Source organism: Variovorax sp. P5_A3, from assembly GCF_056400665.1.
Genome location: NZ_JBFUKW010000003.1, coordinates 76,277 through 99,998, shown reverse-complemented (window position 1 = coordinate 99,998; position 23,722 = coordinate 76,277). Strand labels below are relative to the sequence as shown.

Annotated in this window: 21 protein-coding genes; 10 read left to right on the top strand and 11 right to left on the bottom strand. The window is 65.1% G+C overall.

Features of this window, described 5'->3' with window-relative positions; all coding sequences use genetic code 11:
* Window positions 1-102 precede the first annotated feature (102 nt).
* The 3 genes from AC1D3B_RS05825 (at window position 103) to AC1D3B_RS05815 (ending at window position 2,772) form a co-directional block, all read left to right on the top strand.
* Window positions 103-447, top strand: a complete 345-nt coding sequence (locus AC1D3B_RS05825) for a hypothetical protein (protein ID WP_478189717.1) — start codon at window positions 103-105, stop codon at window positions 445-447.
* A gap of 148 nt (window positions 448-595) precedes the next feature.
* Window positions 596-1,603 (top strand): D-2-hydroxyacid dehydrogenase family protein, encoded by a 1,008-nt coding sequence (locus AC1D3B_RS05820; RefSeq protein WP_478189716.1) that lies wholly within the window; start codon window positions 596-598, stop codon window positions 1,601-1,603.
* Window positions 1,600-2,772, top strand: a complete 1,173-nt coding sequence (locus AC1D3B_RS05815) for an MFS transporter (protein ID WP_478189715.1) — start codon at window positions 1,600-1,602, stop codon at window positions 2,770-2,772. Before AC1D3B_RS05820 ends, AC1D3B_RS05815 begins: the two co-directional genes overlap by 4 nt.
* On the opposite strand, the gene AC1D3B_RS05810 is transcribed toward AC1D3B_RS05815, so the two are convergent.
* Window positions 2,762-4,921, bottom strand: a complete 2,160-nt coding sequence (locus tag AC1D3B_RS05810) for a tetratricopeptide repeat protein (protein WP_478189714.1) — start codon at window positions 4,919-4,921, stop codon at window positions 2,762-2,764. The genes AC1D3B_RS05815 and AC1D3B_RS05810 overlap by 11 nt on opposite strands.
* 146 nt (window positions 4,922-5,067) lie before the next feature.
* Here AC1D3B_RS05810 and AC1D3B_RS05805 point away from each other — a divergent pair, with 146 nt between their 5' ends.
* The 5 genes from AC1D3B_RS05805 to AC1D3B_RS05785 are packed head-to-tail and all read left to right on the top strand — an operon-like array spanning window position 5,068 to window position 10,582.
* Window positions 5,068-6,588, top strand: coding sequence for a 3-hydroxyacyl-CoA dehydrogenase (locus AC1D3B_RS05805; protein ID WP_478189713.1), 1,521 nt, complete (start codon window positions 5,068-5,070; stop codon window positions 6,586-6,588).
* 7 nt (window positions 6,589-6,595) lie between these two features.
* Window positions 6,596-7,375, top strand: coding sequence for an oxepin-CoA hydrolase, alternative type (locus tag AC1D3B_RS05800; RefSeq protein ID WP_478189712.1), 780 nt, complete (start codon window positions 6,596-6,598; stop codon window positions 7,373-7,375).
* Between the two features lie 57 nt (window positions 7,376-7,432).
* Window positions 7,433-8,155 (top strand): Crp/Fnr family transcriptional regulator, encoded by a 723-nt coding sequence (locus AC1D3B_RS05795; protein WP_478189711.1) that lies wholly within the window; start codon window positions 7,433-7,435, stop codon window positions 8,153-8,155.
* Window positions 8,156-8,175: 20 nt separating this feature from the next.
* Window positions 8,176-9,264 (top strand): phosphotransferase, encoded by a 1,089-nt coding sequence (locus AC1D3B_RS05790; RefSeq protein ID WP_478189710.1) that lies wholly within the window; start codon window positions 8,176-8,178, stop codon window positions 9,262-9,264.
* A gap of 46 nt (window positions 9,265-9,310) precedes the next feature.
* A complete protein-coding gene (locus AC1D3B_RS05785) occupies window positions 9,311-10,582 on the top strand; it encodes an acyl-CoA dehydrogenase family protein (RefSeq protein ID WP_478189709.1) in 1,272 nt (423 codons plus the stop codon).
* 137 nt (window positions 10,583-10,719) lie between these two features.
* Here AC1D3B_RS05785 and AC1D3B_RS05780 read toward each other — a convergent pair whose 3' ends face one another.
* The 5 genes from AC1D3B_RS05780 to AC1D3B_RS05760 form a co-directional block, all read right to left on the bottom strand.
* Entirely contained in the window at window positions 10,720-11,199 is a 480-nt protein-coding gene (locus tag AC1D3B_RS05780) for a GNAT family N-acetyltransferase (RefSeq protein WP_478190003.1), read from the bottom strand.
* A 5-nt stretch (window positions 11,200-11,204) separates the two neighbouring features.
* Window positions 11,205-12,539, bottom strand: coding sequence for a phosphoglucosamine mutase (gene glmM / locus AC1D3B_RS05775; RefSeq protein WP_478189708.1), 1,335 nt, complete (start codon window positions 12,537-12,539; stop codon window positions 11,205-11,207).
* Complete coding sequence (gene folP / locus AC1D3B_RS05770; RefSeq protein ID WP_478189707.1) at window positions 12,536-13,396, bottom strand: dihydropteroate synthase; 861 nt, start codon at window positions 13,394-13,396, stop codon at window positions 12,536-12,538. Before folP ends, glmM begins: the two co-directional genes overlap by 4 nt.
* A gap of 58 nt (window positions 13,397-13,454) precedes the next feature.
* Window positions 13,455-15,374 carry an ATP-dependent zinc metalloprotease FtsH gene (gene ftsH, locus AC1D3B_RS05765; RefSeq protein WP_286566424.1) on the bottom strand — a complete coding sequence of 640 codons (1,920 nt, stop codon included), beginning with the start codon at window positions 15,372-15,374 and terminating at the stop codon, window positions 13,455-13,457.
* Window positions 15,375-15,539: 165 nt separating this feature from the next.
* Window positions 15,540-16,208 carry an RlmE family RNA methyltransferase gene (locus AC1D3B_RS05760; protein WP_478189706.1) on the bottom strand — a complete coding sequence of 223 codons (669 nt, stop codon included), beginning with the start codon at window positions 16,206-16,208 and terminating at the stop codon, window positions 15,540-15,542.
* Between the two features lie 20 nt (window positions 16,209-16,228).
* Here AC1D3B_RS05760 and AC1D3B_RS05755 point away from each other — a divergent pair, with 20 nt between their 5' ends.
* On the top strand, window positions 16,229-16,708 hold the full coding sequence (locus AC1D3B_RS05755; protein ID WP_478189705.1) for a YhbY family RNA-binding protein: 480 nt from the start codon (window positions 16,229-16,231) through the stop codon (window positions 16,706-16,708).
* Between the two features lie 2 nt (window positions 16,709-16,710).
* Window positions 16,711-17,475, top strand: coding sequence for a glycosyltransferase (locus AC1D3B_RS05750; protein ID WP_478189704.1), 765 nt, complete (start codon window positions 16,711-16,713; stop codon window positions 17,473-17,475).
* Here AC1D3B_RS05750 and AC1D3B_RS05745 read toward each other — a convergent pair whose 3' ends face one another.
* The 5 genes from AC1D3B_RS05745 to carA form a co-directional block, all read right to left on the bottom strand.
* The gene (locus tag AC1D3B_RS05745) at window positions 17,476-17,889 is read right to left on the bottom strand and encodes a DUF4149 domain-containing protein (protein WP_478189703.1); all 414 of its coding nucleotides are present in this window, start codon (window positions 17,887-17,889) and stop codon (window positions 17,476-17,478) included.
* Window positions 17,890-17,902: 13 nt separating this feature from the next.
* Window positions 17,903-18,379, bottom strand: coding sequence for a transcription elongation factor GreA (greA, locus tag AC1D3B_RS05740; protein ID WP_478189702.1), 477 nt, complete (start codon window positions 18,377-18,379; stop codon window positions 17,903-17,905).
* A 64-nt stretch (window positions 18,380-18,443) separates the two neighbouring features.
* On the bottom strand, window positions 18,444-19,313 hold the full coding sequence (locus AC1D3B_RS05735; RefSeq protein ID WP_478189701.1) for a Kdo hydroxylase family protein: 870 nt from the start codon (window positions 19,311-19,313) through the stop codon (window positions 18,444-18,446).
* A gap of 10 nt (window positions 19,314-19,323) precedes the next feature.
* The gene (carB, locus tag AC1D3B_RS05730) at window positions 19,324-22,545 is read right to left on the bottom strand and encodes a carbamoyl-phosphate synthase large subunit (protein WP_478189700.1); all 3,222 of its coding nucleotides are present in this window, start codon (window positions 22,543-22,545) and stop codon (window positions 19,324-19,326) included.
* Window positions 22,538-23,722 (bottom strand): glutamine-hydrolyzing carbamoyl-phosphate synthase small subunit, encoded by a 1,185-nt coding sequence (carA, locus tag AC1D3B_RS05725; RefSeq protein ID WP_478189699.1) that lies wholly within the window; start codon window positions 23,720-23,722, stop codon window positions 22,538-22,540. The genes carB and carA overlap by 8 nt, the downstream gene beginning before the upstream one ends.

Here is a 23,722-nt window from a genome sequence, read left to right as displayed (position 1 = left end):
CCGGCCGCGACAGGTGGCGGGCGTATGGCGAAGTGCCATCACCCTGTCGAGGCCGATCAAAGCAATCCTGCCTGTGTTCAATCTCTGACCTTTGGAGTTCACATGGGAATCGCCCTGCTCAGCATCGTTGATTTGTTGACCCCCCTGCAATCGCTGGCCAGCCGCTGGATGCCGGCGCGCAGTTCGCATCGCATCAATTCGTCGGGTCTGCGCTATGTCGGGGTCCGGCCCAGTTGCACGGCGCGCCAGACTGCCACGGTACAGGCCTGCTCGCCAGCGGCGGCGCGGCCGTTGCGGGTGGTGCGCATGGTCGACGCACAGCAACCGGGCCGTCACCAGAGCCGCATGGTGATTTCGGGCCGCATGGCCGATGTCTGCGCTGAGCTCGATCGACTGGTTGCGCTCGAAGCAGCAGGCACGGCGCCCCGATCCGCCCACGTGCACTGAGGGCCGAACTGCGTCCACACTGACTGGCGCTTCATCGCCGGGCAGCGACGTTCAACCACCCTGCAAGTGCCCCCGGCGACCGGCGCATGCAATGGCAACATGATGCGTCCGCACAGCTTGCCGGTGGTGCGAGGCACAATGGCACGCCATGAACATTGTGATCCTCGACGACTATCAGGATGCGGTGCGCAAGCTGCAGTGCGCTGCCAAGCTCGATGCGTATGCCGCCAAGGTCTATACCAACACGGTCAAGGGCATCGGGCAGCTTTCGGTGCGCCTCAAGGATGCCGACGTGATCGTGCTGATCCGTGAGCGCACCCACATCTCCCGGCAGCTCATCGAGAAGTTGCCCAAGCTCAGGCTCATTTCGCAGACCGGGCGGGTCGGCGGCCACATCGACGTGAACGCCTGTTCGGAACAAGGTATCGCGGTGGCGGAAGGCACGGGGTCGCCATTGGCGCCGGCCGAGCTGACCTGGGCGCTGATCATGGCCGCGATGCGTCGCCTGCCGCAGTACATCAGCAACCTGAAGCATGGCGCGTGGCAGCAGTCGGGCCTCAAGTCCGCATCGATGCCACCGAACTTCGGACTCGGCTCGGTGCTCAAGGGCAAGACGCTCTGCATCTGGGGTTACGGGCGCATCGGCCAGCTGGTCGCGCGCTACGGCCAGGCCTTCGGGATGCAAGTGGTGATCTGGGGTCGCGAGCAGAGCTGCGCCAAGGCCAGGTCCGACGGATTCCAGGTGGCACCGAACCAGGAAGCCTTCTTCGCCGCGGCCGACGTGTTGTCGGTGCACCTGCGGCTGACGGAGGAGACGCGCGGTCTGGTCACGCTCGAGGATCTTTCGCGGATGAAGCCCACTGCGCTGTTCGTGAATACCTCGCGCGCCGAGCTGGTGGAGCAGGACGCCCTTCTCGCCGCGCTCAATCGCGGTCGGCCCGGGCTGGCGGCGATCGATGTCTTCGAGAGCGAACCGCCATTGCAGGGCCATGCGCTCCTCCGTCTCGAGAACTGCATCTGCACGCCGCACATCGGCTACGTGGAGCAGGACAGCTACGAGATGTACTTCGGGCAGGCTTTCGACAACGTCGTCAGTTTCATCAAGGGCAATCCGACGAACATCGTCAACCCCGGCGCTCTGCAGGTCCGCCGTTGAAGCGGCCTGCACTGCCGGCCTCGTTGTGGGCCCTGCTGGCAGGCAATTTCGTGATCGGCACGGGCGTGATGGTGGTGCCCGGCACGCTCAACGAGCTCAGCACGTCGCTGGACGTCAGCGCGGCGACGGCCGGCCAGTTGATCACGGCCGGCGCCGTCGTGATGTGCCTGGGTGCTCCTTTGCTTGCCGCCGTGGTCGCGGGCTGGGACCGCCGGCTGCTGCTGGCCTGCACCATGCTCTGGTATGGCGCCGGACACCTCGTCGCCACGCTGATGCCGAGCTTCGGCGGCCTGTTGATGGTTCGCATGCTCACGGTGATTGCACCCGCGATATTCACGCCGCAGGCGGCCGCATGCGTCGGCTTGCTGGTGCCGCCGGATCAGCGCGGGCGCGCCGTTACCTTTGTCTTCCTCGGATGGTCCATGGCGTCGGTGCTGGGCCTTCCGATCGGCGCGGTGGTTGGAGGACATTTCGGATGGCGGACGGCATTCGCGGTGATCACCGCCCTCTCGGTCATCAGCGCGGTCTGGATCTGGCTGAAGCTTCCCACAGGCATCCGGCCCGCGGCCCTGTCGCGTGAGGCCTGGGGGCGAGTGCTCAAGAGTCCCCTGCTGATGGGCGTCGTGTCCGTCACCGCTTTGCAGGGCGCGGGCCAGTTCGTGCTGTTCAGCTATTTCGCGCCGATCCTCAAGCAGACGCTCCATGCCGACGCCACGCAGTTGGGACTTATGTGGGCGTGGTTCGGCGCCTGCGGACTCGTGGGCAACATGCTCGTGAGCCGGCATATCGACCGCGTCGGCGCGCCTCGCATGGTGCTGCTCACCACGTCGCTGATCGCGCTGAGCCTGCTTCTATGGCCGCTCGGCGTCACGCTCGCCTGGCTGGCGCTCCTTCTGACTCCGTGGGGCCTGGGCTGCTTCGCGACCAATTCGGCGCAGCAAGCGCGCCTGGTCTCGATGTCGCCCGCGCTCGCACCGGGCTCGGTGGCGCTGAACAGTTCCGGCATCTACATCGGACAGGCTGTCGGCGCCGGGGCCGGCGGCTGGCTCCTCGCCAATGATGCGATCGCATGGATGAACTGGGTGGGATTGGCCATGGTGCTCGTGGCGCTGACGCTCAGCGCAGCAGTGGACAGGGCACAGCGCCGTGCCCCTGCCTTCAGCGCTTGATGACCGGTCGCGGAGCGATCTCCGCTTCGGTGTTCGGGTCGAACAGATCGAAGTCGATCACATGCGGATCGGTCGAAGGCGCCGGGGACGGCTTGGGCGTTTCGATCGGCGTCGGCATGGTCTCGTAGGCCGTCTTGTCGAATTCGGCGAGATCCAGGTCGATAGTGGGCTTCGCGCGAGGCGGCGCTTCGCCTGTGGGGGGAATCGGTACCGGTGCATCCGGAACCATCACCGTGTCGTGATGCAGGCCATCATCGATCACGCCATAGATCGAGGGCGGCAGCACCGGACCATCATCGTGCAGGGCCGGAGGCTGGGTATCGACCTCGAGGGGTGGCGTCGCCGTCGGCATCTCTTCGTGGCCGAAGGTGTCGACAAACGAATGCGGCGTGACAGGCGCAGGCGGCGCACTGTCGGGGTCGATCACCTCCTTGGCCACGGCGTAGAGAAGCAGCAGTTCCTGGTACGCGGCGAGATCGAATGCACCTTCCTCGTGGACGCCGGGCTTGCGGAAGATCAGTTCCTCGATCAGCGCCAGGGTCCCTGGCGCCGGCCATTGTGTTTCGATGCGCGCCAAGGCGCTGCGGTAATGCTCCAGCCCCTTGCCGGCTTCGGTGAAGTGGACGAAGGCCGGTACGTCGGCATTGAAGGCGCGTTCGAACTCTTCGGCCAGCCGCGCGTAGTCTTCCTTGCGCTCGAGCGAATGGAAGATGCGCAGCAGGTCGAGGTAGGCCAGCGCGCTGGTGCCGGGATTGGCAGCGATGTGCTCGCGCAGCACGGCGATCGCCTGGTCATGCTGGCCGAGCGAGAGGAAGAAGTCCGATTGCTGCTGGACGTCGAACAGCTCTTCGGTGTTGACCGGTCGCACCGGGGCGTTGTCGAAAGTGCGCACGGGGTGCGGCAGGGGCTCGTCGAAGCCGCTGTCGTCGGGGACGTTGGGTTCGAGCGGCGCGAACGGCGTCGGCACGAAGGTCCTGCCCGTGCTGGCACTGCGTCGGGGGGGCGGCGCGTCCGGCTCCGAGTCCAGGTCCATCTCGTCGTCCAGCACCCCCCGCTTCGGCAGGCGCCTGCGGACACCTTCGCCCTTCGGAGGCGGCGCCTCGCCCCACCAGGCGGGTGCGGCCGGGCGTCGCGCGAGGCGCCACAGCAGCAACATGCCGATGAGCGCCAGCAGCAGCAAGACGATCAAGGTATAGACGAGCGGATTGCGGAACTGGCTTTCGCGCGCCTGGGTCAGTTCGCTGCGCAGTTCCAAGAGCGCGCGCTGGTTCTGCGCGGTCTGCTCGCGCAATGCGGCGAGCGTGGCATCCATGTCCTTTGCGTGCTGGGCTTCGCGCTGCGCCTCCTGGGGTTGCGGATTCATGGCGCTCCAGAGCGCCGCCGCAGCGGCACGCCGCCCGGGATCTTCCACGGCAGGTAGCCTCAGTTCCGTCGTGGTCTTGAGGCCGGCCTCCCTCGTGACCTGGGGTTCCAGCGGCTCGACGCGCAGGCGCGAGCCGCCTGCCGCAGCCTCTTGCTTGAGAGCCGGAGCGGGTGCTGCCGGCGCTGCGGGAGCGACCTGAGGCGCCGCGGACGCCTTCGGGGCGGTAGCACGGCGCGGCGCAACCGGCGCAGCGACCGCCGGAGCGCGACGCGGCGCTGGCGCTTCCGCGTCGGGTGAGCCCTCGTCCCTCGGAGGCGTGCTGCGTTGCGCCGTCCTCACTCGCGCGCTCTCGGCGGAGCCCGTGCCCCCATTCGAATTGCGCGCGACTGGGCGTGGAACAGGCCTCGCGGTCGGCGCACCAGCGTCCGATGAGAAAGACCGGGCCCCGGATGCCACGACCCCCGGCAATGCGACATCGGTGGGCACGTCGGCCAGCAGCACATAGCTGCGCGTCGACTTCATCTCGCAGCCCGCGCGCACCGTGACGGTGACCACCGGCTCCTCCATCGGAACGGTGGATCGGATGCGCATGTTGGGATTGCCAGGACCCGCTCCCGGTTCGAGGGATACAGTCACACGCCGGTCGGAGATGGGCGTGTCGCCTTGCAGGACGGTCGCCTCGAGGCACAAGGACCCGCCCGACTCCGCCGAATCCAGCGACAGCGGGATCGCCACGTCCATCGGCTTGCCGATCCAGACAGCCCCTTGCGGCCGACCGATCGTCAAGGCGGATGATTCAAGGGCCAGCCCGAGTAGAAACAGGCTCGCCGCTAAGCGTGGGAACTGCAAAATGGGCTGCAATTAGCAATCAAAAGTTAACGCATTCTGACATGAGGGTCAGAGGCGATCTTTCAGCGAGAGACAATTATCAAATGACTGTGAACTTTTCCAACATAGGTGTAATCGGCGCTGGCGCCATGGGGCGCGGCATTGCGCAGATCGCTGCACAGGCCGGCAGCGAGGTCCATTTGGTCGACAGCTTCGCGGGCGCAGCCGCGCGTGGACGCGATGCGATCCTCGCCCAATGGCAGAAGCTGCTGGAGAAAGGCAAGCTGGATGCCGCACAACGCGATGCCTTGTCCGCGCGGGTCCACGCAGTCGATTCGGTGGAGGCACTCGCGGGCTGCGATCTGGTGATCGAGGCCGTGGTCGAAGACCTGGAGGTCAAGCGCAAGCTGTTCAAGGAACTGGAAGCCGTCGTGGCGCCCACCGCCACGCTGGTCACCAACACCTCCTCGCTGTCCGTCACCGCCGTCGCGGCGGTGATGAAGCATCCCGAGCGCATGGCGGGGTTCCATTTCTTCAATCCTGTGCCGCTGATGAAGGTCGTGGAGGTGGTGGCCGGCTTCAAGACAGATGCCGAAGTCTGCAAGCAGCTCGCAGGGTATGCCACGCAGATGGGTCACAGCGCCGTGCAGGCGAAGGACACGCCCGGCTTCATCGTCAACCACGCAGGACGCGGCTACGGCACCGAAGCGCTGCGCATCGCCGGTGAAAGCGTGGCGGACTTCGCCACGATCGACCGCATCCTCAGGGACCAGGCTGGTTTTCGTCTCGGGCCTTTCGAACTGCTCGACCTGACCGCGCTCGACGTCTCGCATCCGGTGATGGAGTCGATCTATCGCCAGTACTACGAAGAACCGCGCTATCGCCCGAGCGTGATCACGGCGCAACGCCTGGCCGCGGGCGCGCTGGGACGCAAAACAGGCGAAGGCTTCTATCGCTACGCCGACGGTGCAATGGAGCAGGTCACGGAGCCGCCGGTGCCGAAGGTCGATGCGACGCCCTCGGTCTGGGTGTCGCCCCGCGCGGCTCGCCGGCCGGAATTGCTGCGCCTGATCCATGCACTGGGGGCGCAACTCGAAAGCGGCGCCACGCCTTCCAGCGCGGCGCTGATCCTCGTCGCGCCGCTGGGCTTCGATGTCACCACCGTAGCCGCGGTCGAGCGCCTCGATGCCACGCGCACCGTCGGCATCGACATGATGGTCGACGACGTAGCGACCAAGCGCCGCGTGCTGGCGACCAATCCCGCGACCCGGCGCGACATGCGTGATGCGGCGCACGCACTGTTCGCGCGCGATGGCAAGGCCGTCAGCGTGATTCGCGACAGCGGCGGCTTCGTCACGCAGCGCGTCGTTGCGACGATCGTGAACATCGCCTGCGACATGTGCCAGCAAGGCGTCTGCTCGCCGGCCGATCTCGATACGGCCGTTCGACTTGGGCTCGGCTATCCGCAAGGGCCGTTGGCCATGGGTGATCTGTACGGCCCGACCAACGTGCTCGAGATCCTGTTCAACCTTCAGACCGTCTACGGCGATCCCCGCTATCGCCCGAGCCCGTGGTTGCGCCGCCGTGGCGCCCTCGGCCTGAGCCTCACCCATCAAGAAGAGTAAGACACCCATGACCGCAGAACTGAAGAGCACGACCGAGGGCCGCACGATGGTGCTCACGCTCTCCAATCCCTCCCAACGCAACGCACTGGGTCCCGAGATGTACGCGGCCGGCATCGAGGCGCTCAACGGTGCCGAGAACAGCGACGAGGTCCGCAGCGTCATCCTCGTCGGCGAAGGCAAGTGGTTCTGTGCGGGCGGCTCGCTGCAGCGGCTGTCGGCCAACCGCGACCGAGATCCCTCCGTGCAGGCCGAGAGCATCGACGCCCTGCACAACTGGGTCGATTCGATCCGCGCCTTCCCCAAGCCCATCATCGCGGCCGTCGAAGGCGCGGCGGCCGGTGCGGGTTTCTCCCTGGCATTGGCCTGTGATTTCGTCGTCTCGGCACGCGACGCCGTATTCGCCGCCTCCTACAGCAATGTCGCGTTGTCGCCGGACGGCGGGCTGAGCTGGCATCTGGGGCAGGCGTTGCCGCGCCAACTGGCCAGCGAATGGCTGATGCTTGGCGAACGCCTGGACGCATCGCGCCTGCACGCGCTCGGGCTGATCAACGAGATCACCGAAAGTGGCCAGGCGCTGGCGGCCGCGCTCGCGCTCGCGGAGAAGCTCAATGCGCGCGCGCCGAATGCACTGGCCAGCATCAAGGAACTGCTCAGCGAAGCGCGCGGCGCGTCGCTGGTCTCGCATCTGTCGCAGGAGCGCGATCACTTCGTGCGCAATCTTCACCACGCCAACGCGGGCATCGGCATCGCCGCATTCCTCTCCAAGCAGACGCCGCGCTACGAATGACGGGGCTGGTCACGCTCGTGACAACCCCTAGCTTTTCAGTCACCGACAGGACAGTCCATGGACGACCCCATTCTTACCATCGAAGAACGTGAAGCGATCAACGGTGGTCGCTGGTTCTCTTCTCTCTCCCCATCACTGCGCCACGACATCCTCCGATGTACTTTCGTCAAACGCTACAAGGACGGCGAGCTGATCTCCGCACGAGGCGATCCGCCGGAGCAGTGGATCGCCTGCGCGAAGGGCGCGGTGCGGGTGAGTTCGACAGCGGTGTCGGGCAAGCAGGTGACGCTGACCTACGTGGAGCCGGGCATCTGGTTCGGCGACGTGGCGATGTTCGACGGGGACCGGCGCACGCACGATGCCTATGCGCACGGCGACACCACGATCCTCTGCGTGGCGCGTGCGGACTTCCAGAAGATCCTCTCGAACCACGTCGAACTCTACGAAGCGCTGATGCGCCTGCAGGCCAGGCGCATTCGACAGCTCTTCGGGCTGGTGGAAGACCTCAACACCCTGCCCCTGCGCGCGCGGCTGGCCAAGCAGCTCATCCACCTGGTCCGCAGCTATGGCGTGCCGAATCTTGCGGACGGCAGCCAGATGCGCATCGGCCTGCATCTCGCGCAGGAAGAACTGGCGCAATTGCTGGGCGCATCGCGCCAGCGCGTCAACCAGGAACTCAAGGCGATGGAGCGCGAGGAAGCGATACGCATCGAACCGGGCGGCCTCGTGGTCCTGGACCGCGCCGCGCTGATGCGCATCTCGGAAGCCGACGACCAATAAATCCGGAGACATCCAGAGACATGACCCAGGACTTCGACAAATTCATCGGTACGCGTGCCGTCTCCCAGCAGCACCTCGTCGACATCGACGCGCTCACCGCATGGCTCGAGACCAATCTCGACGGCTTCAAGGGACCACTCACGGTCGAGATGTTCAAGGGCGGACAGTCCAACCCGACCTACAAGCTCATCACGCCGTCGCAAAGTTACGTGATGCGCGCCAAGCCGGGGCCGGTCGCCAAGCTGCTGCCCTCCGCGCATGCGGTCGAGCGCGAGTTCAAGGTCATGAGCGGCCTCGCGGGCACCGACGTTCCGGTGCCGCGGATGTACTGCCTCTGCGAAGACGAAGGCGTGATCGGCCGCGCGTTCTACGTGATGGAGTTCATGGCCGGCCGCGTGCTGTGGGACCAGTCCCTGCCCGACATGGACAACGCAGGGCGCGCCGCCATCTACGATGAGATGAACCGCGTGATCGCCGCGCTGCACACCGTGAAGTTCGCCGAACGGGGCCTGGCCGACTACGGCAAGCCCGGCAACTACTTCGAGCGCCAGATCGGCCGCTGGAGCAAGCAGTACGTCGCATCGATCACGCAGCCGATCCCCGAGATGGATCGACTCATGGAGTGGCTGCCGGCGCACATTCCGGAAAGCGCACGCGACGAAAAGATGAGCTCGATCGTGCACGGCGATTTCCGCCTGGACAACGTGATGTTCCACCCCACGGAGCCCCGCGCGATCGCCGTCCTCGACTGGGAACTGTCGACGCTGGGCCATCCGCTGGCCGACTTCAGCTACCACTGCATGGCCTGGCACATACCGCACGCGATGTCGCGTGGCATCGGCGGCCTCGACCTGGAGAGCCTCGGCATCCCGACGGAAAGCGAATACATCCAGCGCTACTGCGACCGCACCGGCCTCACGACGCCGGAGGCGCTGGCGCCCGACTGGAACTTCTACCTGGCCTACAACATGTTCCGCATCGCGGCGATCCTGCAAGGGATCGCGAAGCGGGTCGAGGCCGGCACCGCATCGAGCGAACAAGCCGTGGCCTCGGGCCGCGGTGCGCGACCGATGGCCGAAATGGCCTGGCAATTCGCCAAGAACGCATGATCGGCGCGGCAGCGGCCGCCTGACCCCTTACCCACCTGGAGACGACATGGACTTCGAATACTCGGCCAAAACCAAAGAGCTTCAAAAGCGCGTCAGTGCTTTCATGGAGGACTACATCTACCCCGCCGAGGCTGAGTACTCGGCCGAGCTGGCCGCCAACACGGCAGCGGGCAAGCGCTGGACCGCGCTCCAGACCGTCGAGAAGCTCAAGGTCAAGGCCAAGGCACAGGGCCTGTGGAACCTGTTCCTGCCCGTCGACAGCGCGGCCGCCTCGGGCTACGACGGCGCCGGCCTGACGAACCAGGAATACGCGCCGCTGGCCGAGATCATGGGCCGGGTGCCATGGGCGAGCGAAGCCTTCAACTGCTCGGCGCCCGATACCGGCAACATGGAAACCATCGCGCGCTACGGCTCGGACGAGATCAAGGCGCGCTGGCTCAAGCCGCTGCTCGAAGGCGAGATCCGTTCGGCCTTCGCCATGACCGAGCCCGACGTGGCTTCCAGCGATGCGACCAACATCGCGACCCGCATCGAGCGCCAGGGCGACGAGTACGTGATCAACGGCCGCAAGTGGTGGATCTCGGGCGCCGCCGATCCGCGCTGCAAGGTGTTCATCACGATGGGCAAGTCGGAACCCGATGCGCCCCGCCATTCCCAGCAGAGCATGGTCATCGTGCCGGCTGACGCCAAGGGCATCCGCATCGTGCGCCCGCTCAACGTCATGGGCTACGACGACGCGCCGCACGGCCACGTGGAGATGTACTTCGAGAATGTTCGCGTTCCGGTGGGCAACATCCTGCTCGGCGAGGGTCGCGGCTTCGAGATCGCCCAGGGCCGCCTCGGCCCGGGACGCATCCACCACTGCATGCGACTGATCGGCCTGGCCGAGCGCGCGCTGGAACTCATGTGCAAGCGGGCCTCCTCGCGTGTGGCCTTCGGCAAGACCGTCGCTTCGCAGACCGTGACGCAGGAACGCATCGCCGAAGCGCGCTGCAAGATCGACATGGCACGCCTGCTGACGCTCAAGGCCGCGTGGCTGATGGACGTGGCCGGCAACAAGGTTGCCAAGACCGAGATCGCGATGATCAAGGTGGTCGCGCCAAGCATGGCTTGCCAGGTGATCGACTGGGCCATGCAAGTGCACGGCGGCGGCGGCATGTGCGATGACTTCCCGCTCGCCTACGCCTACGCCGGTGCCCGCACGCTGCGCTTTGCCGACGGTCCGGACGAAGTGCACCGCAATGCGATCGCGAAGTGGGAACTGGGCAAGTACGCCCCCAGCAAGGGTGACGAGGCCATGCCTGTCACTCGGTTCTAGAGCTCGCCCCCAAGTTGCCCGCACTTCGTGTCGGGCGCCCACCCCCAGCCGGGGGCAACACCAGCGGACCGGCGAAGCCGGCTCCGCGGCGTTTCACCAACGGGCCACGCTTCGCGGCCGGCTTCAAGCATTCCGCGTCAGAGCTTCTTCTGCAGGAACATCGCGGAACCGAAGGCGGGATCGAGCTGGTAGCTCGCGAAACCCTCGCGCTCGTAGGCACGCAATGCGCTTTGATTCCCTGACAGCACCTCGAGCGTGAGCTTGCAGGCACCGCGGCGGCGCGCCTCTTCTACCACCCGGGCGAGCATGCGCTGCGTCACCCGCTTCCCTCGATGGCTGGCCAGGACGACCACATCATGGACGTTCACGAGCGGCTGGCAGGCAAAGGTGGAAAAGCCCTCGATGCAATTGATCAACCCTACTGGCTGCTCACCATCGTAGGCAAGCACGCTGAAGGCCTGGGGCCGAGCCGCGAGTGCCTCGGGCAGATTCGACATGGCATGCGCTGCCAGCGGCGTGCCTCCACCTGCGGGATCGCGCGCGTAGGCATCCAGCAGGTCGACGAGTGCGCGCGCATGCGCAGGGTTGCGGTAGTCCGCCATCACCACATCGACCATCTCGCTCAACCTTCCTGCACGGCCGCGACCAGGCGCTGCGCGCAAGCCTCGGCCTGCGCTGCGTCGCGCGCCTCGACCATGACGCGCAGCAACGGCTCGGTACCGCTGGCGCGGATCAGCACTCGGCCCGCGTCGCCCAGTTCAGCCTCGGCGCGTTGCGTCTCGGCCGCGAGCCCCTTGCTGGACGTCCAGTCCTGTCCCTCGGCAAGACGCACGTTGATGAGCGTCTGCGGATACAACGCAACGCCGGCCAGCAGTTCGCCGACGCCCTTGCCGCTCCGCACGCAGGCCTGCAGCACCTGCAATGCACTGACGATGCCGTCGCCTGTCGTATGACGGTCGAGGGCCAGCAAATGGCCGGAGCCTTCCCCGCCGAGCAGCCAGCCGCGCTTCTCGAGTTCCTCGAGCACGTAGCGGTCGCCGACCTTCGCCCGCACGAACTCGATGCCCTGCTTCTTGAGCGCCATCTCGACGGCCTTGTTGGTCATCAGGGTGCCAACGACGCCTGCCGGCTTTTCGCCGCGCGCGATGCGCTCCATCGTCATCAAGTACAGCAGTTCGTCGCCATTGAACAGGCGTCCGCTCGCATCGACCAGTTGCAGCCGATCGGCATCGCCATCGAGTGCGATGCCGTACTCGGCACCTTGCGCCTTGACCGTATCGATCAGCGCCTGGGGGTGGGTCGCGCCAAAGCCCTTGTTGATGTTGAGCCCGTCAGGCGCACACCCGATGCTCGACACCTCGGCCCCCAGTTCATGGAACACGGCCGGCGCCACTTGGTAGGCCGCGCCGTGCGCCGCATCGACAACGAGCTTGTGGCCGCGCAGGGTCAGGTCGTTGGCAAAGGTGCTCTTGCAGAACTCGATGTAGCGCCCGGGCGCGTCGTTGAGGCGGCGCGCCTTGCCGAGGTTCCTGGAGTCGACCCACACCGGCGACTCCTGCAGGGCGGCCTCGACAGCCAACTCCCACTGGTCGCTGAGCTTGGTGCCATGCGCGCTGAAGAACTTGATGCCGTTGTCCGGATAGGCGTTGTGGCTCGCGCTGATCACCACCCCCAGGCTCGCACGTTGCGCGCGCGTCAGGTAGGCCACGCCGGGCGTCGGCAACGGGCCGAGCAGCACCACGTCCACGCCGGCAGAGTTGAAGCCCGACTCCAGCGCCGATTCGAGCATGTAGCCGGAAATGCGTGTGTCCTTGCCGATCAGCACGGTAGGACGCGACTCTGTCCTCTTGAGAACGCGTCCCACGGCATGCGCGAGGCGCAGCACGAAGTCGGGTGTGATGGGCGCCTGGCCGACCGTTCCACGGATGCCGTCGGTGCCGAAATATTCCCTTGTCATTGTTTTGACTCCTGTCCTTGTTGTTCTCGTTTCATGGCGCGCCACACGGCCAGTGCAGCCACGGTTTCGCGCACATCATGCACGCGGACGATCGCGGCGCCCTGCTCCACCGACAGCACGGCGGCAGCCACGCTGGGCACCATGCGTTCGCCAGCCTCTTCGATGCCTGTGACCGCGCCGAGCGACGACTTTCGCGACCAACCGGCGAGCACGGGCCAACCCGCGGCGACCAATTCACGCTGCCGCGCAAGCAAGGCGAAATTCTGCGCGACGGTCTTGCCGAATCCAATGCCCGGATCGAGCACGATGCGGGCAGCGCCGACGCCGCGCGCCAACAGTGCCCTTGCCTGCTCCTCGAGAAATGAGCGAACCGCCGGCACCACGTCGCCCTGCATCGGGGCCGTCTGCATGGTCTGGGGATCGCGATGCATGTGCATCAAGCAGATGCCGCACGTGGGATGCGCCGCAACGGCTTCCAGCGCACCCGGTCGGCGCAACGCCCAGACGTCATTGATCATGTCCACGCCGAGGTCCAGTACTGCGCGCATCACTTCGGCCTTGTAGGTATCGACGGAGACGGGGATACCCAGCTTCACCGCTTCGCGCACCACCGGCAGCACGCGCGCCAGTTCGGCGTCGAGCGGCACGGCGGGACTCCCTGGGCGTGTCGATTCACCGCCGATGTCCAGGATGTCCGCGCCCTCGTCGACCAATTGCGCGCAATGGCGCACGGCGGACTCGGTCGACGCATGAGCGCCTCCGTCGGAAAAGGAATCGGGCGTGACGTTTACGATGCCCATGACCCTTGGCTGCGCCAGGTCGATGGCAAAGCGCGTGGTGCGCCAAACCGCCGTCATGCCTCGTCCCCAAGAAAAAACGGGGCCAGAGGCCCCGTTGATCGCCAGAGCGTCATGCTCAAGCCGCGGTCGGCGCCGGATCGGGATTCACCGCCGGCGTACCACCGCTGCCACCGCCACTGCCAGAGGGCGGGATGCGCGGGGTCCAATCCTTCGGCGGACGCGGCGCGCGGCCGGCCATGATGTCGTCGAGTTGCTCGGTGTCGATGGTTTCCCATTCGAGCAGGGCCTTCGCCATCGCGTGCATCTTGTCGCTGTTCTCCTCGATCAGGCGGCGCGCCAGGGCGTACTGCTCGTCGATGATGCGACGCACCTCGGCGTCGACCTTCTGCATGGTCGACTCGCTCATGTTCGTGGTCTTGGTGACTGAGCGGCCGAGGAACACTTCGCCCTCGTTCTCCGCGTAGACCATCGGGCCCAGCGATTCGGTCATGCCGTAGCGCATCACCATGTCGCGGGCGATCTGCGTGGCGCGTTCGAAGTCGTTGCTGGCGCCGGTGGTCATCTGGTGCATGAACACTTCTTCGGCGATTCGGCCACCGAACAGCATGCTGATCTGGTTCAGCATGTATTCGCGGTCGTAGCTGTAGCGGTCCTGCGCGGGCAGGCTCATGGTCACGCCGAGAGCACGTCCGCGCGGGATGATCGTCACCTTGTGGACCGGGTCGCACTTGGGCAGCAGCTTGCCGATGAGCGCGTGGCCAGACTCGTGATAGGCCGTGTTGCGGCGCTCTTCCTCGGGCATGACCATGCTCTTGCGCTCGGGGCCCATGAAGATCTTGTCCTTGGCCTTCTCGAAGTCCTGCATCTCGACGACGCGCGCATTGCGGCGAGCGGCCATCAGTGCCGCTTCGTTGCACAGGTTGGCCAGATCGGCGCCCGACATACCGGGCGTACCGCGCGCGATGATGCTGGGGTTCACGTCCTGGCCCAACGGCACCTTGCGCATATGGACGTTGAGGATCTGCTCGCGGCCGCGGATGTCCGGCAGCGTGACGTAGACCTGGCGGTCGAAGCGGCCCGGACGAAGCAAAGCGGCGTCAAGGATGTCCGGACGGTTCGTCGCGGCCACCACGATCACGCCGAGGTTGGTTTCGAAACCGTCCATCTCGACCAGCATCTGGTTGAGCGTCTGCTCGCGCTCGTCGTTGCCGCCGCCGAGGCCGGCACCACGCTGGCGACCGACGGCATCGATTTCATCGATGAAGATGATGCAGGGGGCGTTCTTCTTGGCGTTCTCGAACATGTCGCGGACGCGGGCCGCACCCACGCCGACGAACATTTCGACGAAGTCGGAGCCGGAGATCGAGAAGAAGGGAACCTTGGCCTCGCCGGCGATGCTCTTTGCCAGCAGGGTCTTGCCGGTGCCGGGAGGGCCGACCAGCAGCAGGCCGCGCGGAATGCGCCCGCCAAGTTTCTGGAACTTGGCCGGGTCCTTCAGGAAGTCGACGACCTCCTTCACTTCCTCCTTGGCCTCGTCGCAGCCCGCGACGTCGGCGAAGGTGACCTGGTTGTTGTTCTCGTCGAGCATTCGGGCCTTGCTCTTGCCGAAGCTGAAGGCACCGCCCTTGCCGCCGCCCTGCATCTGGCGCATGAAGTAGACCCAGACGCCGATGAGTAGCAGCATCGGACCCCAGCTCACGAGAAGCGTCATGAGGAGCGAGCCCTCTTCGCGCGGCTTGACGTCGAACTTGACGTTGTTGGCGATCAGGTCGCCGACCAGGCCGCGGTCGAGATAGGTGGCCGTCGTGCGGATCTTGCGGTCGTCATTGGTGATCGCGACGATCTCGCTGCCGCCCTGGCCTTCCTGGATCGTGGCACTCTTGATGCGGTTGTTGCGCACTTCCTCGAGGAAGTCGGAATAGCCGATGTTGCCTGCGCCGGCGACGCCGCGAGTGTCGAACTGCTTGAACACAGTGAACAACACCATCGCAATGACGAGCCAGACGGCAACTTTGGAAAACCACTGATTGTTCAAACGAAGCTCCAGTCGAAAGCGCGTGGTATGAAAAAACAAAACGCGCTGAGGCACGCAATTTGCGGCTATTTTAGGCTTTTCAACCCGCGAAAGAGGCTGATTTCCCTATAGCAGCCATAGGGTGCGAGCGGTCTTAGGCACGCGCGTGCGGCGCCGGCGGGCGTATCAATTCGTATCCGCCGCCTTGAGCCCGATTCCCACCATAAAGGTTTCCGAAGATTTGTCGCGCGAAGCCTTGGGTTTGATCGGCTTGACGACTCGGAAGTTGTCCTTGAAAAGCTTCGTCAACTCGCTGTAACCGCTGCCATGGAACAGCTTGGCGACCAGCGCGCCCTCCGGCTTCATGTGGTGGTGCGCGAAGTCGATCGCAAGCTCGATCAGGTTCGAGATGCGCGCGGCGTCTGCGGACGCGATTCCTGACAGGTTCGGCGCCATGTCGGACACGACGACATCGGCCAGTCGTCCGCCCATCACCCCGGAAAGTCGTTCCAGCACCTCATCTTCACGGAAGTCGCCCTGCAGGAAGGTCACGCCCTCGATCGGCTCCATGGGCAGGATGTCGAGCGCGATGATGGTTCCGGCCAGCTCGCCCGAAGCCGCGCCGCCCGGCGACATCCGACGCCGCACATACTGGCTCCACGCACCGGGCGTCGAACCCAGGTCGACGACCAACTGGCCCGGCTTGATCAGGCCCAGCGTCTCGTCGATTTCCTTGAGTTTGTAAGCGGCTCGCGCTCGATAGCCCTCCCGGGTGGCCAGCTTGACGTAGGGATCATTGATGTGATCGTGCAGCCACGCCTTGTTGACCTTCTTGCTTTTCGGTTTCGGATTCATTGACACTCGATAATACGGGGATGCCCGCCATTCAACTTACCCCTGCGCAGCGCAAGGTGCACCGCTCCGAAGCGCACCACCTGGACCCGATCGTCATGATCGGCGGCGACGGGCTGACGCCGGCCGTCAAGAAGGAAGCCGACGCCGCGCTCAAGGCCCACGGCCTGATCAAGGTGCGCGTGTTTTCCGACGACCGCCCCGCCCGCGAAGCCATGCTCCAGGCCCTGGCCGACGAACTGGACGCCGCGCCGATTCAGCACATCGGCAAGCTGCTCGTCCTCTGGCGGCCGATTCCGGAGAAGGAACGGGCCATCGACGAAGACCGCATGCCCGGCCCGCGCGACGTCAAGGTCATCAAGTACAGCAAGCGTGCCGGCCAACGGCCCGAGATCAAGACCCTGCGCGTCCTCGGCAACCAGCGGCTGACGCCCGGCGGTACGATCAAGCGCGCCAAGGCCCGGAAGCCGCTGTCGGTCAAGAAGCGGCGCCAGGCGGATTGAGGATGCGGAGCGAGACAGCGGCCGGACCGCAGCGGCACATCCTGTGCATGAAATGGGGCACGAAGTACGGTCCCGACTACGTCAATCGTCTCTACGCGATGGTGCGCCGTCACCTGAGCGGCGACTTCAAGTTCGTCTGCCTGACCGATGACAGCAAGGGCATCCGCAAGGAAGTCGAGTGCTATCCGATCCCCCCGCTGGACCTGGAACTGGCGCCGGGACAGGTCGATCGCGCATGGAAGAAGCTGACTACCTTCGAGCAGGACCTTCATGGCCTGCGCGGCACGGCACTCTTCGTCGATCTCGACGTCGTCATCGTGGGCAGTCTGGATGAATTCTTCGAGTATCCCGGCGAGTTCCTGATCATTCACGACTACGAGCGCCCCTGGCGTCGGCGGCGCATCACCGGCAACTCGTCGGTGTACCGCTTCGAACTCGGCGCGCACCCCGACGTGCTCGCCTATTTCCGCCAGAACATGGACGCCGTGCAGGCCGAGTTCCGCAACGAACAGACCTATCTGTCGGACTTCATGTATCGCAAGGGAACGCTCGCCTACTGGCCCGAGACATGGTGCCCGAGCTTCAAGTACCACGGCATTCCGATGTGGCCAACCAACTACTGGCGCGAGCCCTTCGTGCCGGAAGGCGCCAGGATCATGGTCTTCCACGGGGAATGCAATCCGCCTGATGCGTTGGCCGGACGGCGCAATCGGCGCTTCCGGTTCATCCGGCCGGCGCGCTGGATCACGCAGTTCTGGAAGGCCTGATCAGCCCTGGCGGCGTCCCATGCGCCAGAGCAGGACGCCCGCGCACACCCACTGACCGAGGTACATGGCACTTCCGAGCGAGTGCCAAAGCCTGAGGTTCTCCCGAGCGAGGATGCGGGGGGAGACGGCATATTGCTGAAGCAGCGCCAGCAACAGCGCCGTGATGACCAGGAAAATCGCGGTTCGTGCGGGGCCATCCACCCGATCCCCACCTTTTGCGCGGAAGTGAACCAGCAGCACCAGACCGCAACCCAGGGCCACCCAGGTCTGCGCCGCGAACAACTGCCCGGCAAAGTTGCCGGCAACCGAGGGGTTGCCGAGCCGGGCGAAGAGCATTGGCACCACGAGGAATCCGATCGTCGTCAGGCTGCCCCACCAGAAGGCGGCGAGCAAAAGCGCGATACGGTCCTTCATGACGCCCGCCGGCTCAGAGGTAGCTGACGGCGACGATCTCGTAGCGCTTGACACCGCCCGGCGCCTGCACCTCGGCTGTATCGCCCTCTTCCTTGCCGATCAGCGCACGTGCGATGGGGCTGGAGACGTTGATGAGGCCCAGCTTCAGGTCGGCTTCGTCTTCGCCGACGATCTGGTACTTGACGGCTTCACCCGTCTTCTCATCCTCAAGTTCGACAGTGGATCCGAACACCACTTTGCCGCCAGCGTCGAGTTGGGTCGGATCGATGATCTGTGCGGCCGAGAGCTTGCCCTCGATGTCCTGGATGCGCCCTTCGATGAAGCCCTGGCGATCCTTGGCGGCTTCGTATTCGGCGTTTTCGCTCAAGTCGCCCTGCGCGCGCGCTTCGGCGATCGAGTTGATGACCCAGGGGCGGTCGACCGTCTTGAGACGTTGCAGTTCTTCGCGCAGCTTTTCTGCGCCACGCTTGGTGATGGGTATGGTGGCCACGTTGGTTGCTCCAGAAAGCGAAACCGCCGAACGCTGCCGTTCGGCGGTCGATGGGAGAGAAAGCTCAGACGAGCTGGCGTCCGGTCAGCCGGCTCAGGATGGCGAGCGGGCTCGAATCAGGATTGTATTGCCTCGCGGCGGGCAGATGCAGGGTCTGCTCCAGCATGTACTGGCCCGACATGACGGCGTGCGAGGTCTGATCGGAAAAGCAGACCCAGACCGATCCGGCCGGAAACGGCACGGTTTGCTGGTCGGCGTTCTTCTGGTAGTCCAGGTCGGATTTCATGCCGTCGTGCAACTGCAGCATGAGATGGTCGTACTCGCTGCGCAGCGACTTGGTGACCCGAAGCGTACGCAGCATGCGCGCCTGCCAGCGCGAATAAGGCTTGGCGCGGGGCAGGAAGCGCTGCGCGACCGTCTCGAACGGCTCGCCAACGCGCCAGACGCGCGGCGCACCATCGGGATTGGCATTTGTGAACACACGAAGGATCCGTTCACCGTAGTTGGGCCGTGACGGAAAGGCATCTACATGCAACCGGCGGTCGTCGGCCCGCCACGACTGGACGCGGGTTTCGACCTGGGCCGGCCGATAGCTGGTCGGTGCGAGCCGCAGCGCTGGGGTGTAGTGCGGCAGCAGGCCATGGATCAGCTGCGTCGCCTGCGCACGAAAACGGCCGACCATCGCCGCCACTGCGCGCTGCCGGTCCTCGTCTCCCGCCACGCCCTTGATGCGACCGTTCGCGTCCAGGCTGATGTTGCGCACATCGGGCGACAGTATTGCCGGCGACAGCAAGGCCTTCTCGTCGGCCAGCAGTTCGAACCCGAGGCGCGGAAAGTACAGCACCTTGCCGGCCTCGAGCGCGGCGATCCATGCCTCGTTGGGTACGGCTCCGCCCCAGTTGGCCAAGTCGAGTTCGACGAGTTGCGATTCCATCCTTTTGCCGTTACGCGAGCTGGGCGTGCATTTCCTGGATCGAGATGACGTCCAGATCCTTCATGTGCCGCATGCCTTCAACCGCAGCTTCGGCACCGAAGATCGTCGTAAAGGTCGTCACCCGGGCCAGGAGCGCCGAGGTACGGATCTGGCGCGAATCGGCGATTGCATTGCGACGCTCTTCCACCGTGTTGATGACCAGCGCAATCTCGTTGTTCTTGATCATGTCGACGATGTGCGGGCGGCCTTCAGTGACCTTGTTGACCACCGCGCAGGCGATGCCCGCGGCCTGGATCGCCGCTGCGGTGCCCTTGGTCGCGATGAGTTCGAAGCCCAGTGCGGCGAGGCCGCGCGCGACTTCCACCGCCCGCGCCTTGTCGTTGTTCTTCACCGAAACGAAGACGCGGCCGGACTTCGGCAGGTGCGTGCCCGCACCAAGCTGCGACTTCACGAAGGCTTCGCCGAAGGTCTTGCCCACGCCCATCACCTCGCCGGTCGACTTCATCTCCGGCCCGAGGATGGTGTCGACGCCCGGGAACTTGACGAACGGGAACACCGCTTCCTTGACACTGAAGTACGGCGGCGTCACTTCCTTCGTGACCCCCTGTGCCGTCAGCGACTGGCCCGCCATGCAGCGTGCAGCCACCTTGGCGAGCTGGATGCCCGTTGCCTTGCTCACGTAAGGCACCGTGCGCGAGGCACGAGGATTCACTTCGAGCACGTAGATGACATCCTGGCCGTCCTTCTCCTGGATCGCGAACTGCACGTTCATGAGGCCGACCACGTTCAGCGCCTTGGCCATCGCGGCGCTCTGGCGCTTGAGTTCTGCGATCGTCTCGGCCTTCAGGCTGTACGGCGGCAGCGAGCATGCGGAGTCGCCGGAATGCACGCCGGCCTGCTCGATGTGTTCCATCACGCCACCGATGAGGGTGTTGCCTTCGGCATCGCGCAGGCAGTCCACGTCGCATTCGACGGCATCGTTCAGGAAGCGGTCCAGCAGCACCGGTGAATCGTTGCTGACCTTGACGGCTTCGCGCATGTAGCGCTCCAGGTCGCGCTGCTCGTGCACGATCTCCATCGCGCGGCCGCCCAACACGTAGCTCGGACGCACCACCAGCGGATAGCCCAGCTCGGCCGCCTTTTCCAGCGCCTCGGGCTCGGTACGTGCGGTCGCGTTCGGCGGCTGGCGCAGCTTCAGCTCATGAAGCAGCTTCTGGAAGCGTTCGCGGTCTTCGGCGGCGTCGATCATGTCGGGGCTCGTACCGATGATCGGAACGCCATTGGCCTCCAAGTCAAGCGCGAGCTTCAGCGGCGTCTGGCCGCCGTACTGCACGATCACGCCGGTCGGCTTTTCCTTGTCGACAATCTCCAGCACGTCCTCGAGCGTCAGTGGCTCGAAGTACAGGCGATCACTGGTGTCGTAGTCCGTCGAGACAGTCTCTGGATTGCAGTTGACCATGATGGTCTCGTAACCATCCTCGCGCATCGCGAGCGCGGCGTGCACGCAGCAATAGTCGAACTCAATGCCTTGGCCGATACGGTTGGGTCCGCCGCCAAGCACCATGATCTTCTTCTTGTTGGTCGGCTCGGCCTCGCACTCGTCCTCGTAGGTCGAGTACATGTAGGCGGTGTTGGTCGCGAACTCGGCGGCGCAGGTGTCCACGCGCTTGTAGACCGGGCGTACGCCCAGGGCGCGGCGCTTTTCGCGGATCGCGGTGTCGGTGGTCTTCAGCTGGCGTGCGAGGCGGCGATCGGAGAAGCCCTTCTTCTTCAGCGCAAGCAGCGTGTCGCGATCGATGTCGTCGAGCGACTTGGTCTCCAGTTCGAGCTCGATCTTCACGATCTCCTCGATCTGCACGAGGAACCAGGGGTCGATCTTGGTCAGCGCGAAGACCTCGTCCACGCTCAGGCCCATCGCGAAGGCATCGCCGACGTACCAGATGCGGTCCGGACCGGGCTCGCCGAGTTCCTTTTCGAGCACTTCGCGGTCCTGCGTCTTTTCGTTGAGACCGTCCACGCCGACTTCCAGGCCGCGCAGCGCCTTCTGGAACGATTCCTGGAAGGTGCGGCCCATGGCCATCACCTCGCCGACCGACTTCATCTGCGTCGTCAGGCGCGAATCGGCCTGCGGGAATTTCTCGAAGGCAAAGCGCGGGATCTTGGTGACCACGTAGTCGATGCTGGGCTCGAAGCTCGCGGGAGTGGCGCCGCCGGTGATCTCGTTGCGCAGCTCGTCGAGCGTGTAGCCGACCGCCAGCTTGGCCGCGACCTTGGCGATCGGAAAACCGGTAGCCTTGGAGGCCAGCGCGGACGAACGCGAGACCCGCGGATTCATCTCGATGACGACCATGCGGCCGTCTTTCGGATTGATGGAGAACTGGACGTTCGACCCGCCAGTGTCGACGCCGATCTCGCGCAGCACGGCCAGCGAGGCGTTGCGCAGGATCTGGTATTCCTTGTCCGACAGCGTCTGCGCGGGTGCGACGGTGATCGAGTCGCCGGTGTGCACCCCCATCGGGTCGAGGTTCTCGATCGAGCACACGATGATGCAGTTGTCGGCCTTATCGCGCACGACTTCCATCTCGTACTCTTTCCAGCCGAGCAGCGACTCTTCGATCAGCAACTCGTTGGTGGGCGAGGCTTCCAGGCCGCGCTTGCAGATTGTCTCGAACTCTTCCGGGTTGTAGGCGATTCCGCCGCCGGTCCCGCCGAGCGTGAAGCTGGGGCGGATCACTACCGGGAAGCCGACGGTCTTCTGCACCGCCCAGGCCTCGTCGAGCGAATGGGCGATGCCCGAACGCGCGGAGCCGAGGCCGATCTTGGTCATCGCGTCCTTGAACTTCAGGCGGTCCTCGGCCTTGTCGATGGCTTCCGGGGTTGCACCGATCAATTCGACCTTGTACTTGTCGAGCACGCCGTTGCGCCAGAGGTCGAGCGCGCAGTTGAGCGCGGTTTGTCCGCCCATCGTGGGCAGGATCGCATCCGGACGCTCCTTGGCGATGATCTTCTCGACCGTCGGCCAGGTGATCGGCTCGATGTAGATAACGTCGGCCGTGGCCGGGTCGGTCATGATCGTCGCGGGATTGCTGTTGATCAGGATGACCTTGTAGCCCTCCTCGCGCAGCGCCTTGCAGGCTTGCACCCCGGAGTAGTCGAATTCGCAGGCCTGGCCGATGATGATCGGCCCGGCGCCGATGATGAGGATGCTCTTGAGGTCTGTGCGCTTAGGCATTCTTCTGTCCTTCTTTGTGACTTTGCATGAGTGCCGTGAAGCGGTCGAACAGGTAGCCGATGTCGTGCGGGCCGGGCGATGCTTCCGGGTGGCCCTGGAAGCAGAAGGCCGGCTTGTCGGTGCGTGCCAAGCCTTGCAGCGTATTGTCGAACAGGCTGATGTGCGTGGGGCGCAGGTTGGCGGGCAAAGTCTTTTCGTCGACGGCAAAGCCGTGGTTCTGGCTGGTAATGCTCACCCGGCCGTTGTCGAGATCCTTCACGGGATGGTTCGCACCGTGGTGGCCGAACTTCATCTTGAAGGTCTTCGCGCCCGAAGCGAGCGCCATGATCTGGTGACCCAGGCAGATGCCGAAAACCGGGATGCCAGTCTCGATCAGCTGCCGCGTCGACTCGATCGCGTAGTCGCAGGGCTCCGGATCACCGGGGCCGTTGGCGAGGAAGATGCCGTCGGGTCGCAGCTTGAGTACGTCGGCCGCGGGCGTCTGCGCCGGCACGACGGTGATGCGCGCGCCGCGCTGGGCGATCATGCGCAGGATGTTCTTCTTGACGCCGTAGTCGAAAGCAACGACGTGGAACTTGGGCGTGATCTGCACGCCGTAGCCGGACCCGAGCTTCCACTCGGTCTGCGTCCATTCGTAGGTTTCCTTGACGGACACGACCTTGGCCAGGTCGAGGCCGGCCATGCTGGGTGCCGCCTTGGCGGCAGCCACGGCCTTGTCGATCAACGCCTGGGTGGCGGTTTCGCCCTCGGCCAAACCCATGATGCAGCCGTTCTGCGCACCCTGCGTTCGCAGGTGGCGCGTCAGCTTGCGGGTGTCGATGTTGGCAATGGCGACCGTGTTGCCGCGCACAAGATACTCGTTGAGCGTGGCGGTCTTGCGAAAGTTGGACGCGACCAGGGGCAGGTCCTTGATGATCAGGCCCGCGGCATGGATCTTGTCGGCCTCGATGTCTTCCTCGTTGACGCCGTAGTTGCCGATGTGCGGATACGTGAGCGTCACGATCTGCTGGCAGTAGCTCGGGTCGGTCAGGATTTCCTGGTAACCGGTCATGGCGGTGTTGAACACCACTTCGCCAGTCGTGACGCCGGTGGCGCCGATCGAGTTGCCGAGAAAGACCGTGCCGTCTGCAAGCGCCAGGATGGCGGGCGGGAATTTTCCCTTGAGAGACAAAAGCAC

Bases quoted from the DNA above. Each gene is read 5' to 3' on its own strand.
- AC1D3B_RS05825 (WP_478189717.1), top strand. From the start codon at position 103: ATGGGAATCGCCCTGCTCAGCATCGTTGATTTGTTGACCCCCCTGCAA.
- AC1D3B_RS05820 (WP_478189716.1), top strand. From the start codon at position 596: ATGAACATTGTGATCCTCGACGACTATCAGGATGCGGTGCGCAAGCTG.
- AC1D3B_RS05805 (WP_478189713.1), top strand. From the start codon at position 5,068: ATGACTGTGAACTTTTCCAACATAGGTGTAATCGGCGCTGGCGCCATG.
- AC1D3B_RS05800 (WP_478189712.1), top strand. From the start codon at position 6,596: ATGACCGCAGAACTGAAGAGCACGACCGAGGGCCGCACGATGGTGCTC.
- AC1D3B_RS05795 (WP_478189711.1), top strand. From the start codon at position 7,433: ATGGACGACCCCATTCTTACCATCGAAGAACGTGAAGCGATCAACGGT.
- AC1D3B_RS05790 (WP_478189710.1), top strand. From the start codon at position 8,176: ATGACCCAGGACTTCGACAAATTCATCGGTACGCGTGCCGTCTCCCAG.
- AC1D3B_RS05785 (WP_478189709.1), top strand. From the start codon at position 9,311: ATGGACTTCGAATACTCGGCCAAAACCAAAGAGCTTCAAAAGCGCGTC.
- AC1D3B_RS05780 (WP_478190003.1), bottom strand. From the start codon at position 11,199: ATGGTCGATGTGGTGATGGCGGACTACCGCAACCCTGCGCATGCGCGC.
- glmM (WP_478189708.1), bottom strand. From the start codon at position 12,539: ATGACAAGGGAATATTTCGGCACCGACGGCATCCGTGGAACGGTCGGC.
- folP (WP_478189707.1), bottom strand. From the start codon at position 13,396: ATGACGGCGGTTTGGCGCACCACGCGCTTTGCCATCGACCTGGCGCAG.
- AC1D3B_RS05760 (WP_478189706.1), bottom strand. From the start codon at position 16,208: ATGAATCCGAAACCGAAAAGCAAGAAGGTCAACAAGGCGTGGCTGCAC.
- AC1D3B_RS05755 (WP_478189705.1), top strand. From the start codon at position 16,229: ATGCCCGCCATTCAACTTACCCCTGCGCAGCGCAAGGTGCACCGCTCC.
- AC1D3B_RS05750 (WP_478189704.1), top strand. From the start codon at position 16,711: ATGCGGAGCGAGACAGCGGCCGGACCGCAGCGGCACATCCTGTGCATG.
- AC1D3B_RS05745 (WP_478189703.1), bottom strand. From the start codon at position 17,889: ATGAAGGACCGTATCGCGCTTTTGCTCGCCGCCTTCTGGTGGGGCAGC.
- AC1D3B_RS05735 (WP_478189701.1), bottom strand. From the start codon at position 19,313: ATGGAATCGCAACTCGTCGAACTCGACTTGGCCAACTGGGGCGGAGCC.
- carB (WP_478189700.1), bottom strand. From the start codon at position 22,545: ATGCCTAAGCGCACAGACCTCAAGAGCATCCTCATCATCGGCGCCGGG.